We start from the raw sequence: 12,176 nt of genomic DNA on the forward strand, positions 1-12,176 counted from the left end.
CTCACGGACGCCTCGCGACCGCGCAAGTTCAGTGCAAACGGGCGCTGAGGCGCTGAAGCCGCGCCCCGCTTGCAGTTGAACACTATACTGTATATTTATACAGTTTTCCACGACGCGCACCGGCCAAGTTTGGCGCACTTCGTGTCATAACGCCCCGCTACACGGCAGGCGCCATGCCGCGCGCGGCGTCAGCCGTCACGCGTCGCCGTCCTTGCGCCCCTCGTAGGCTGTCAGGAGCTTGTGAGCGACCATGTCGACGGCCGGTTTGACCAGGCCGTTCTTGTCGGTCCACACCTTGGGCGTGATTGCCCCGCTCAGCGCAACGCTGTCCGCGTCGCTCAACGCGAGCAGCGCGGTTTGCACGCCGTTATCGAACGCAATCACGTTGACGAAAATCGTGTCGCCGTCATTGGTGACCGCGCGCACCTTGCAGGTCACGAAGCGCGTACCGTTTTGCCCCGTGCGAAGCTGCGCCTCGCCATACAGGCGCCCGCTCACCAGTCCATCGATCATCTTGCTGCTCCCTTGTTGCAGGTTCCGCACCCGATGTGCGGCGCACATCATCCCACGAGACCTTACACGGCGGCGCTTACGCCGTGCCCGCCGCCTCGAAGATATCGCGCAGCCACGTTGCAAACACGCGCACCCGCGACGACAGTTGCCGATTCTGCGGATACAGCACGGACACCGGCATCGGCGGCGGCGGAAAATTCGCGAGAATGATCTTAAGGCGCCCGCTTGCCAGTTCATCCGACACGCGATAGCGCGGCACCTGGACCATGCCCAGCCCGGCCACCGCCGAGCCCGTATAGAGCTCGACGCCCGTCACGGACACCGCGCCGGGCAACAGCATCGGCGTAATGCGGCCTTCGATGTCGAATTCGAGCGGCACCGGCTTGCCCGTTGCGCTCGACACATAGTTGACCGCGCGGTGCGATTCGAGCGCCGACGGATCGGCGGGCTCGCCATATTTCTCCAGATAAGCCGGGCTCGCCACCGTCACTTGCTGCAGTTGCGCGACGCGGCGCCCGACCATCGACGAATCTTGCAGCGTGCCCGCCCGCAGCACGCAGTCGATGCCCTCGCGCACCAGGTCGACCAGACGGTCGTCTTCGCCGATTGTCAGTTCGATGTCGGGGTAGCGTGCAAGGAACGCCGGCAGCGTCGGCACGACGAAGTGCCGGGCGAGCGTGCCTTGCAGATTCACACGTAACAAACCTTTCGGCGCCAGGTTAGAGAACGAGCCCTCCGCCTCTTCCATATCGGCGATCAGCCGCACGCAGCGTCCGTAATACGCCTGCCCGTCTGGCGTCAGGCGAACCGTTCGCGTGGTGCGCTCCAGCAGCCGCGCGCCGAGCCGCTCCTCCAGACGTTTGATGAGGTTCGTGACCGTGGCGCGCGGTATCTGCAAGTCGTCGGACGCACGCGTGAAGCTTTGCCGCTCGGCGACCCGCACGAACACACGCATTTCTTCGAAACGGTCCATATGGGCGCTATTGTTAAAGAAGATCGAATGATGATGGCGAGTCTAACCTGATTATCTCGGAGCACAAAGCGTTCATCATTCACTCACCAACTCCATACCGAAAAGGAAACGCACCATGAACACGATCAGAAACGCACAAGTCGCTATCGTTACCGGCGCATCGCGAGGCATCGGCGCCGCCATTGCGCGGCGCCTTTCGAGCGACGGCTTTGCTGTCGTCGTCAACTATGCGTCCAGTTCCAGCGAGGCCGACGCGCTCGTCGCCGAACTCAACGGCGCGGGTGGCCGGGCGGTGGCGGTGAAGGCCGATGTGTCGAAGGCTGCCGACGTGCGCCGCATGTTCGAAACCGCCGAGCAGCAACTGGGCAAAGTGGACGTGCTGATCAATAACGCCGGCGTGATCAAGCCGACGCCGCTCGCCGACACGAGCGACGAGTTGTACGACCGCACATTCGACATCAACGTGCGCGGCACCTTCAATACGTTGCGCGAAGCGGCGGGCCGCATGAACGACGGTGGACGCATCATCAACTTTTCGAGCACGACCGTCGCGCTGAACATGCCTGGCTACGCGATCTACAGCGCGACCAAAGCCGCGGTGGAAACGTTCACGCACGTGTTCGCGAAGGAACTGCGCGGGCGCAACATCACGGTGAACGCGGTGGCGCCGGGCCCGGTCGCGACGGCGCTGTTCTTCGACGGCAAGACCGACGAGCAGATTCAACACTTTGCAAAGATGCCGCCGCTGGAGCGCCTCGGGCAACCGGAAGATGTTGCGTCGGTGGTGGCCTTTCTTGCGAGCCCGGCGGCCGCGTGGGTCAACGGCCAAGTGCTGCGGGCAAACGGCGGATTGGCTTGATGCGTGTCGGGCGCCGCTCCAGCAACCTGAAGCGGCTCAACGCAGTGGTCTAATCGAACTTGCAGCGCGCGTGAGTCCGGGCACTCGTGACAAGCCGCCCAACTCACGCGTTAGAACTCGCAGCGAACCGCCCGCTAAACCGCTTTGGGATTGCGCTCGGCGAATCCTTCCTGATGCCAGTACGGATAAGCCGGCCGCACGGCGCTCGCCGCATCGAGCCGCGCGACCTGCTCCGGCGTCAGGTTCCAGCCGACCGCGCCCAGGTTCTGCCGCAACTGCTCTTCATTGCGTGCGCCGATCAGCACGGTCGACACCGTCGGACGTTGCAACAGCCAGTTCAGCGCGATCTGCGGCACGGTCTTGCCGGTTTCCACGGCGATCTCGTCGATCGTATCGAGCACGCGGTACAAATACTCGTCCGGCACCGGCGGCCCCATGTCGGCGGTCTTGTGCAAACGGCTCGTATCGGGCAACGGCTGGCCGCGCTTGATCTTGCCGGTCAGACGTCCCCAGCCGAGCGGGCTCCACACCACGGCGCCCACGCCCTGATCGACGCCGAGCGGCATCAGTTCCCACTCGTAATCGCGCCCGACGAGCGAGTAGTAAGTCTGGTTCGCGACATAACGCGGATAGCCGTAGCGGTCCGCCGTGTCCAGCGACTTCATCAGATGCCAGCCGGAGAAGTTCGACACACCTGTGTAGCGGATCTTGCCTGCGCGCACCAGGTCGTCCAATGTGGACAGCACTTCCGTGACCGGCGTTCTGGCGTCGAAACCATGCAACTGAAAAAGGTCGATGTAATCGGTTTGCAAGCGCTTGAGCGCTGCGTCCACTGCCTGAATCAGATGAAAGCGCGATGAGCCGACGTTGTTCGGACCGTCGTCGAAACGGAAGGTCGCCTTGGTCGAGATGATCACCTCATCGCGCTTGCCTTTCAGCGCTTCGCCAAGCACCGACTCCGAAGCGCCGCGCGAATAGATGTCTGCGGTGTCGAACATCGTCACGCCCGCATCGAGGCAAATATCGATCAGACGCCGTGCTTCATCGACGTCGGTCGAGCCCCACGCCTGAAAAAAATCACCCTTGCCGCCGAACGTGCCCGTGCCGAAACTCAGCACCGGCACCTTGAAACCGGATGCACCCAGATGTCTGTATTCCATTGATGAATCTCCGTGGCATAGCCGTCATTTAAACGGACGTTCAGTCTACGCCGGTCCACGCGAGCGCGTGGTCGGCGAGCGCTGCGCGCACGGTTTCCATTACACTATCCCAATCGCCCAGTGACGGTTGCCTGAAGAGCCTTGCGCGCGGATACCAGGGCGTGTCGCTGCGCTCCAGCATCCAGCGCCAGCAGGTGTCGAAGCGGTTCAGAATCCACACCGGCCTGTTCAGTGCGCCGGCGAGATGCACGGTGGATGTGTCGACGGAAATCACCAGATCCAGGTTCGCGACGAGCGCTGCAGTGTCGGCGAAATCGTGCAGTTCGCCGGTGTGGTCAACGATATGCGCGGCGCATTCGCCGGCAGTCAATTGTTGCGCCGCCGGTCCTTTTTGCAGACTGAAGAACTGCACGTTGGGCACATCGAGAAGCGGCGCGAAGCGCGCGAATGTGAGCGAACGGCGCGCGTCGTTCTTGCGAAGCTCCGCCACGTGCGGACGGTTCCCGCCGGCCCAGACGAGGCCGACCTTGAGGCGGCCTCCTGCGTCGGCGTCGATACGCTCGCCCCATGCGCGCGCCGCAGCGGGCTCGGCAGAAAGATAAGGTGTGGACGACGGAATGCTGCCGGGCGACGTGCCGAGCGCGAGCGGCAAGCTCAACAGCGGACAGTGGCAATCGAACGGCGGCAGCGGTTCGCCCGCTTCGACGATCTGATCTGCGCCGTCGAGCGTGGACATCAGCCGCCGCAACTCAGGCTGCACTTCGAGTATGACCTTCGCGCCGAGCTTCGACACCATTGCCGCATAGCGGCAGAACTGCAGCGTGTCGCCCAGCCCTTGCTCGGCGTGCAACAGAATCGTCTTGCCGTCGAGCGAAAAGTCGCCGAGCCAAAGCGGTTGCGCGATGACGCGCCGGCTCGCCTTGATGCGGCTGCGCTCCCATCGCCATTCATACTTCCGCCAGCCCGCTTCGAGCTGCCCCAATTGCAGCAGACACAGCGCTTCGTTCCAGTGGGTCTCGGCGGCTTCGGGATTGAGCGCGAGCGCGCGCTGATAGCTGGCAAGCGCCTGCTCATGTTGCCCCTGATCGATCTGCGTAAGACCGAGGTTATTCCATGCATCGACGAAGCCCGGCGCCAGTTCGAGCGCGCGCTGGTAGCTGCGCTCGGCTTCATGCGGCTCGTTCAGATCGGAGAGCGCATTGCCGCGATTGCTCCATGCTTCGGCGTAACCCGGTTGCAGCGCGAGCGCGCGGTCGCAGCTGGCCAATGCGTCGGCGGGACGGCCCAGATCGCGCAGCACGCACGCGCGGTTGTTCCAGGCCTGCGCGAAATCGGGGGCGAGCGCGATCGCCCGGTCGAAGCTCGCCAGCGCGTCGAGCGGACGATCGAGGCCCGCCTGCGCGTTGCCGCGATTATTGAGCGCGTCGGGAAACTGCGGCTGCAAGGCGAGCGCGCGATTGGCACTGGCCAACGCCTGATCGAAACGATGCAGCGCGTTCAACGCATACGCCAGGTTGGAATGAACCGCGGCCTGTTTCGGGTTGACCGCGAGCGCCCTCGCGAGCAGATCGACGCCCTCTTCGATGCGGCCGCTCTGCAACGCCAATGCGCCCAGCAGTTGCAGCGCGTCGAAATGGCGAGGCCTGAGCTCGAGAATCTCGCGATAAAGTTCCTGCGCCACGGCCAACGCGCCGTTCTGTTGAAGCGCGACCGCTTGCCTAAGCATATGGTCCAACTGTTGCGCCAGATTGGCAGGCTTCTTCATGCGATGAGTCCGGAAAAAGCGCGCGCCGCGCCGCTTTGCTCCAGCGAGGCGGCACGCGTGCAGTGCTTTACTGCGCCGCCGTCAGATGCTTGCGTTTGGCCAGTTCCTGCGCCATCGCGTAATGCTCCTGAATGGTCGGCAGCGCCTTTTTCGCCGCATCCTTCAACTGCGGATCGCGGCCCGAAGCGATCTCGGCCTGGAACGCCGACAATGCCTTCTGCTCGCCGGCAAGCGCGACCTGCTCGATATATGCCTTGTCGAACTCGGCGCCACGCAGATTGTTGATGCTCGCGAGCACGGCAGTGTCAGGGTCGTTCTTCGGCACGTCGACGCCGCGCGGGCTCGCCGCGCGAAGCGCGTCCGAGATCTTAGCGTTATCGGTCGAGACGCGCTCGGCGAATGCCTTGACGTCGCGGTCCGTGGAACGCGAGGTGGCGATGCGCGCGGCATCGCGTTGAGTCGCGACGGCCTTGGTGCCGTCGGCAATGAACGTCTGGTCGGCAGCATGCAGACGGCCCGCGTCCGGCGCGGCGGGGGCCGGCGCCGTCTGGGCGCTGGCGGCCGTGGCGACGGTCAGCAGGCTCACCATAGTGGCGTTGACGATAGTGGCGAGAGGCAAGCGGATCATACGTTCTCCTTGGATTGAAAGCGAAACGGCAACGGAGCACGGGGCGCCGCGTGGCACCGCCGTCCATCGCGGGAGATTCTAGAAGCGCGCCCCGGCGCGGTGTGATACGACGCTGTGGCTTGTGTAACGGCAGGTAACCTTCACACGAATGACGCCATCTCGTGAATGAGATCAGGTGGCTCACCCAGGGATTGCCAGCAGAAATCCGGCAAAGCGCTGAATTTTTCGGCAAGCGCGCCGATAACAAAAAGTAAGAGGCGCGACGGCATCAATCCATGCAAGCGCGCCACGCACCGCAATCCTGGAGAGATTCGATGGCAGCAGATAACCGCGCGCACGACGAACGCAGCAACCTGACGAGTTCCAACAAATTCGAACTGCTGCTGTATCGGCTGGGCTCCGTCCCCGGCAGTGACGCGCATGAGCTTTACGGCATCAACGTGTTCAAGGTCCGCGAAATTTCGACGATGCCGCCGGTCACGCCGATCGCCGGTTCGTCGCCGTTCGTGATGGGCGCCGTCGACATTCGCGGGCAGATCATTCCCGTGATCGACTTGCCGCGGCTCATGGGCTGCGAGCCCACGCGCGGCCTGAATATCCTGCTCGTCACCGAATTCGCGCGCTCCACCCAGGCGTTCGCGGTCGAGGAAGTGGACGACATCGTGCGACTCGAGTGGAATCAGGTGCTCTCCGCGGAAGGCGCGGCGGGCGGCAACCTGGTGACGAGCATTGCGCGGATCGACGGCAATACGGGCGATTCGCGGCTCGCGCAGGTGATCGACGTCGAGCAGGTGTTGCGCGACGTGTTCCCCTCGCAGCACCCGAGCGTGGACCCGACGTCCGTGGGCGATGCACTCGGCATTCGCCCGGGCGCGAAGATTCTTGCCGCCGACGACTCCGGCTTCGCCCGCAAGCTGATCGAGCAGGCATTGACCGCAATCGGCGCCGAATACGTGATGACCAAGACCGGCGAAGAGGCGTGGCAGACCTTGCAACAAGTCGCCGACGAAGCACAGAGCAACGGCGCGCGCGTCAAGGACAGCATCGCGCTCGTTCTGACCGACCTCGAAATGCCCGAGATGGACGGCTTCATGCTGACCCGCCAGATCAAGGCCGACGAGCGCACCCGCGACATTCCGGTGATCATCCATTCGTCGTTGACCGGCGCGGCCAACGAAGCGCATGTGAAGAACGCCGGCGCGAACGGCTATGTCGCGAAGTTTCAGGCCAGTGAACTCGCCAGCGCGATACGCAGTGCACTGATGTCTGCCACAGAAGCCGCGGCCTGACGAATCGCGTGAGTGCCGGGCGCTGCCCGGCACACGTCCTATCGGGACGCTTCGAGCGTAACCGAAAAGACCCGCCGGCCAGTTGCGACGCCCATGGTGTTGAGCATCGTGGGCGTATGGAAAGAGTCGAGCTTCGCGCGCTGTCCGGCGGTCCCGATGTCGAGTTGCGCCAGCACTTCGGCAACCACCGCGTACAGCACGCCGACATTGCCGTCCTCGATTTTTACGGCGATGCCGAGTGCGCCTTGTGTGCCTTGTGCACCTTGTGCGCCCGCTTTCGCCGTGTGCGCGGCAGTCTGACTCGATGCGCGCACGCCGATCCCATAACTGCCGTCTGCACCGAGCTTGCCGACGAGCGCGCCGCCAAACGCGTTCATCAATATCGTGCAGAAGCGGCCCTCGCCCCCCACCAGTTCCGGATAAGCCGTCATCGCGCGATAGATGCGCGCGAGCGCCGCTGTCCGCGTATTGGGCGCTGCACCGGACGACGAGACCTCGTCCTGCGCCGCGGCCAGCTTCGCAAAGAGCCGTGCGAGACGATCGAGCGGAAAGGCCGGCGTGGGCAGATTGCAACCGTCAGTGGCCCATTGCACGCCGTCGTCCGGCAAGTCGCAAACGTCGGCCACCGTGTGCTTCACGCGGATCTGCAACGGATGCTCCGGCTGTTCGTAACCGCTCAGCGCCGCGCCGATCGAACGCGCGCCCGCCAGCATGCCCGCATGCTTGCCCGAACAATTGCTGCACACGGCACCCGGTTTGAAATCGCGCTTGATCCAGTCGACATATACCGCATCCGACAGCGGCGGATGACCGCCGCAGCGCAGGTCGGTTTCGCTCGCCTGCGCTTTGGCGAGCATCTGCCGCGCACGTTCGATATGACGCGGCTCGCTGCTGTGCGAGGCGCACATCAGCGCGAGGTCCGCATCGTCGAAACCGAAGCGCTCGAGCGCGCCCGTTTCCAGCACCGCCAGCGCTTGCGCGGGCTTGGCGGCGGAGCGGGCCAACGTCACGCGCGACGGGTCGCCGAACGAATACAGCAGGCGGCCATTCGAATCGACGACCGCAACATGCGCGCGGTGCGTGTTCTCTACCGAATCGCCGCGATAGACGGTCGCCGCAATCGGCCCGGCCGTGTGCAAAGTCATGCCCGTTCTCCTCGTGATCGCGCAAATCGTTGCGCTGGCAATCAAGCGTTGTGCGCCACGATTCTACGTAACGGGCGCACGGGCATCAATTGCACGCGATCAGTCCGGCATGACACGCTGTCTCAGCGCGAGACGACCGCGCCGCGCTCGCTCACAACTTCGCCGCGCTGAAACACATACGCGAGACGCTCGCCCTGCCCGGTCAGCGTGCCGATATCGTCGAGCGGATTGCCGTCGACGACCAGCACATCCGCCACCGCGCCCGCTTCGATTGCGCCCAGCTTGCCTTCTTGCGCAACGATCTCAGCGGCGATCGTGGTTGCTGAGCGCAGCGCTTCGAGATTGCCGAGCACTTCCGCGCGAATGCGCAGTTCGTCGCTCTGGAACGTGTGCATTTCGCCGAGCAGGTCGGAGCCGAAACCCATCGGCACGCCCGCGTTCGCGTAGATCTGCAGCGAATCGCGTCCTGCTTGCCGCACGGTTTCGACCTTCGCGATCGAATCGGGCGGCAACCCGTAGTCAGCGCCGTGCTTCGCAAGCGCGTCGTAGGTGACGAGCGTCGGCACGACGAACGCGCCATGTTCGCGCATCAATTTCGCGGCGGCTTCGTCCACCAGATTGCCGTGCTCGATAGTGCGCACGCCGCAGCGAATCGCGCGCGAAATCGCGCGGCCGGTGTATGCATGCGCCATCACATAGGTGTTTGCAGCTTGCGCTTCGGCGACGATCGCGCGGATTTCGTCCTCGGAATACTGCGTGTTGCCGATTGGATCGGTTGGCGATGCCACGCCGCCCGATGCCATGATCTTGATCTGCGTCGCGCCCTTCTGGATTTCTTCTCGGACGGCGAGACGCACGGCATCCACGCCGTCCACCACGCGCGCAATTGCGCCAGCCCGAAAACAGCACGAACACGGCTCGAGCATATCGCCGCGCGGACGGAAATCGCCGTGGCCGCCCGTCTGCGAAAGCGCCTTGCCGGATGGGAAAATGCGCGGCCCCGGAACCAGGCCGTTTTCGAGCGCCTGCGTCAAACCCCAATCCGCGCCGCCCGCATCGCGCACGGTCGTGAAGCCGCGGCCGAGCATCGCCTTCAGGATCGGCAGCGCGCGGATCGCCGTCAGAATGTTGGGCTGCGTTGCGTTCGCACCGAGGTTCGCACGCGAAGCGAGCACATGTACGTGACAATCGATCAGACCTGGCATCACCGTCTTGCCGCGCGCGTCGATCACGCGTGCGTTCGGCAGATCAACGGGACGATCGGTGACTTCGACGATATGGCCGTTCTCGATCACGACATGATGATGTTCGAGCAGAATGCCCTGCTTGAGATCGAGTACATTGCCGCCATTGATTACCGTAATGCTCATGGGAATTGTCCTGACTTGCTGACTTGATGAGAATCCGTGCGGCCGGAAGCGCACCGCACGCGCTGCCCGATTCAGTGCCGCTGCGGATCGCGCACGAAGAACGTGCCCGTCAGGCTGATCGCGGCGGCGATCATCACGTAGAACGCGGGTGCCATGTTGCTGCCTGTCGACGCAATCAGCCACGTAATGAAGAACGGTGCGAAGCCGCCGAAGATCGTCACAGCGAAGTTGTAGGCGACCGACAGTCCCGTGGAGAGCACCTTGGTCGGAAACAGTTCGGAGAACGCCGCGAGAATGGGTCCGGTGTATGCAGCGATCAGCAGACCGAACACGCCTTGAAAAACCATCAGCGAAGTGAGGCCCGGCGCCCGGTTGATGTATGCGAACATCGGCCAGGCCAGCACGAGAATCAGCACGGCGGCTCCCGACAGGAAGCGGCGGCGCCCGTAGCGGTCGGCGAGTTTGCCCACCACCGGAGCGAAACACATGATCATCGAGCCGCCGAACATGCCCGCGAGAAATCCCGTGGACTGCGGCAGATGCAACGTGCGGACCGAATACGTCGGCATGTAGAACAGCAGAACGTAAGTACAAACGGTCCACAGAATCACCATCGAAAAGCTCGCGAAGGTTTCTCGCGGGAAGCGGCGGAACACTTCGGCGAGCGGCGAATCGTCTTTTGCTTCGTCGGCCACTGCGCTGAAGGCAGGCGTTTCGTCCATGCGGCTGCGAATGAAATAGCCGACGGGTCCGATCAGCATGCCGATCAGGAACGGCATTCTCCAACCCCACGAATGAAGCGCTTCGGTGCTCAGACTGCTGGTCACGAACGTGCCGACCGCTGCGCCCAACAACACCGCAAAGCCGATGCTCGACTGAATCCAGCTCGAGTAGTACGCGCGCTTGTTAGCGGGCGCGTACTCGGTGAGAAACGCCGTCGCGCTGCCCATCTCGCCGCCCGCCGAAAACCCTTGCAGCAATCGCGCGATCACGATCAGTACGGGTGCCCACACGCCGATCTGCTGATAAGTCGGCGCGATGCCGATGAGCGCCGTGCCGCCCGCCATCAGCAGAATGGTCAGCGACAGCGCGGCCTTGCGCCCGACCTTGTCCGCATACACGCCGAGCACGATGCCGCCCACCGGACGCATGAAAAAGCCCACGCCGAACGTGGCGACGGCAAGCAGGAGCGAGGTCAGGTCATTGCCGGTCGGAAAGAACAGCTTCGCGATAATGACCGCGAAAAAGCTGTAGACGGTGAAGTCGAACCATTCGAGCCCGTTGCCGAGCACGGTCGCGATAATGGCGTGCCGCCGCTGACGCGCGAGCGTGTCCACCGAGAGCGGTACGTTGGATGAAAGCGTTCCTTGCATGGTCTCTTTCCTCATCTGGCTGCCTGTCAGGCAAAGTGTCGGCAACGCGCCACGCCGTCGTCGCGGCGCTTTTGCATGCATAACGCCGATCGTAGAGAGACCTGAATTGTTTTCGAAACGAAAGATTCGCATGCACGCATGCGTGCAGCGCATGCGAAGCCGTTCAGGCCGCCGCCCTGCCCGTCTGCGCTTCGGCCTGCTCGAAGAGCCACCGCGTGAACACGCGCGCGGCCTGGTTCTGTGAGCGGTCGTTCGGCGACACCACGTAGTAGCCGCCGCCGTGACTTGCGGATGCGTGGGTGGCGCGCACCAGCAGCCCTTCTTCGAGACATCGGTCGATCATGTGCCGCCAGCCGAGCACGACGCCCTGACCGAGAATCGCCATTTGCACGAGTTGCGGATAGTGATTGACCATGACAGCCTGCGGCGCAACCGGCATTTGCACGCCGTTGATGCGAAACCATTCCGGCCACGACATCCATTGGCGCTGACCGTCTTCCTGAATCAGCAGCGTTTCCTGAGCAAGATCGGCGGGCTCGAGCACGCGGCCTGCGAGATAGGCGGGTGAACAGACCGGGTACACCTCCTCGTCGAAAATGCGGCGGGCGGTGTAATGCGGCTCGGCATGCTGGCGAATGTAGTAGAGACCCACATCGAATTCGGCGGGCGACATCGAAGCGAGTCCGTCGCGTACGATCATTCTGATTTTCACGTTCGGGTAAGCGGCACGAAACGCACCGAGCCGCGGCGTCAGCCACAACACGGCGACGCCCGACGAACACGCGATGGTCAGTTCCTGGTCGCCGTAACGCTTCATGACGTCGAGCGTCGCTTCGGAACAGTTAGCAAGCAACCATTGCACGCGCTTTGCGTAACCCTCGCCGGCGATGGTCAAACGCAATGCGCGATGCTCACGGACGAACAGCGACCGGCCGAGAAATTCCTCGAGTTGCTGGATTTGCCGGCTGACCGCGCTTTGCGTCAGATGCAACTCCGCGGCGGCCTTGGTGAAGCTTGCGTGCCGCACGGCCGATTCGAACGCGACCAGACATTGGAGCGGTGGTAAGGGAGCAATGCGCATGATGAAAGGAGCCGAGTCGC

At 63.5% G+C, this 12,176-nt stretch carries 12 protein-coding genes; 2 read left to right on the top strand and 10 right to left on the bottom strand.

Features of this window, described 5'->3' with window-relative positions:
* Positions 1-195 precede the first annotated feature (195 nt).
* Both SB753_RS27165 and SB753_RS27170 read right to left on the bottom strand, forming a co-directional pair.
* A complete protein-coding gene (locus tag SB753_RS27165; protein ID WP_020069920.1) occupies positions 196-513 on the bottom strand; it encodes a single-stranded DNA-binding protein in 318 nt (105 codons plus the stop codon).
* A gap of 76 nt (positions 514-589) precedes the next feature.
* Positions 590-1,486 (bottom strand): LysR family transcriptional regulator, encoded by an 897-nt coding sequence (locus SB753_RS27170; RefSeq protein ID WP_088175096.1) that lies wholly within the window; start codon positions 1,484-1,486, stop codon positions 590-592.
* Positions 1,487-1,601: 115 nt separating this feature from the next.
* On the opposite strand from SB753_RS27170, the gene SB753_RS27175 reads away from it, so the two are divergent.
* Complete coding sequence (locus SB753_RS27175) at positions 1,602-2,345, top strand: SDR family oxidoreductase (RefSeq protein WP_410802789.1); 744 nt, start codon at positions 1,602-1,604, stop codon at positions 2,343-2,345.
* Between the two features lie 134 nt (positions 2,346-2,479).
* On the opposite strand, the gene SB753_RS27180 is transcribed toward SB753_RS27175, so the two are convergent.
* The 4 genes from SB753_RS27180 to SB753_RS27195 all read right to left on the bottom strand — a co-directional run bounded on the left by SB753_RS27180 (position 2,480) and on the right by SB753_RS27195 (position 6,188).
* On the bottom strand, positions 2,480-3,505 hold the full coding sequence (locus tag SB753_RS27180; protein ID WP_410802791.1) for an aldo/keto reductase: 1,026 nt from the start codon (positions 3,503-3,505) through the stop codon (positions 2,480-2,482).
* Positions 3,506-3,545: 40 nt separating this feature from the next.
* Positions 3,546-5,270, bottom strand: a complete 1,725-nt coding sequence (locus SB753_RS27185) for a tetratricopeptide repeat protein (RefSeq protein WP_410802793.1) — start codon at positions 5,268-5,270, stop codon at positions 3,546-3,548.
* Positions 5,271-5,337: 67 nt separating this feature from the next.
* Entirely contained in the window at positions 5,338-5,898 is a 561-nt protein-coding gene (locus SB753_RS27190; RefSeq protein ID WP_410802795.1) for a DUF4142 domain-containing protein, read from the bottom strand.
* 140 nt (positions 5,899-6,038) lie between these two features.
* Positions 6,039-6,188, bottom strand: coding sequence for a hypothetical protein (locus SB753_RS27195; protein ID WP_165572743.1), 150 nt, complete (start codon positions 6,186-6,188; stop codon positions 6,039-6,041).
* Positions 6,189-6,212: 24 nt separating this feature from the next.
* On the opposite strand from SB753_RS27195, the gene SB753_RS27200 reads away from it, so the two are divergent.
* Entirely contained in the window at positions 6,213-7,187 is a 975-nt protein-coding gene (locus SB753_RS27200; RefSeq protein WP_020069926.1) for a chemotaxis protein CheV, read from the top strand.
* Between the two features lie 38 nt (positions 7,188-7,225).
* Here SB753_RS27200 and SB753_RS27205 read toward each other — a convergent pair whose 3' ends face one another.
* From SB753_RS27205 to SB753_RS27220, 4 genes are all read right to left on the bottom strand, one after another.
* Entirely contained in the window at positions 7,226-8,332 is a 1,107-nt protein-coding gene (locus tag SB753_RS27205) for an asparaginase (protein ID WP_410802797.1), read from the bottom strand.
* Positions 8,333-8,454: 122 nt separating this feature from the next.
* A complete protein-coding gene (locus tag SB753_RS27210) occupies positions 8,455-9,702 on the bottom strand; it encodes a metal-dependent hydrolase family protein (protein WP_087753175.1) in 1,248 nt (415 codons plus the stop codon).
* A 71-nt stretch (positions 9,703-9,773) separates the two neighbouring features.
* Complete coding sequence (locus SB753_RS27215; RefSeq protein WP_310070955.1) at positions 9,774-11,075, bottom strand: MFS transporter; 1,302 nt, start codon at positions 11,073-11,075, stop codon at positions 9,774-9,776.
* Positions 11,076-11,238: 163 nt separating this feature from the next.
* Positions 11,239-12,156 carry a LysR substrate-binding domain-containing protein gene (locus tag SB753_RS27220; RefSeq protein WP_020069930.1) on the bottom strand — a complete coding sequence of 306 codons (918 nt, stop codon included), beginning with the start codon at positions 12,154-12,156 and terminating at the stop codon, positions 11,239-11,241.
* Between the last annotated feature and the right edge of the window lie 20 nt (positions 12,157-12,176).

Source organism: Paraburkholderia sp. SIMBA_053 (assembly GCF_046534895.1).
GTDB classification, from domain to species: Bacteria; Pseudomonadota; Gammaproteobacteria; order Burkholderiales; family Burkholderiaceae; genus Paraburkholderia; species Paraburkholderia caledonica.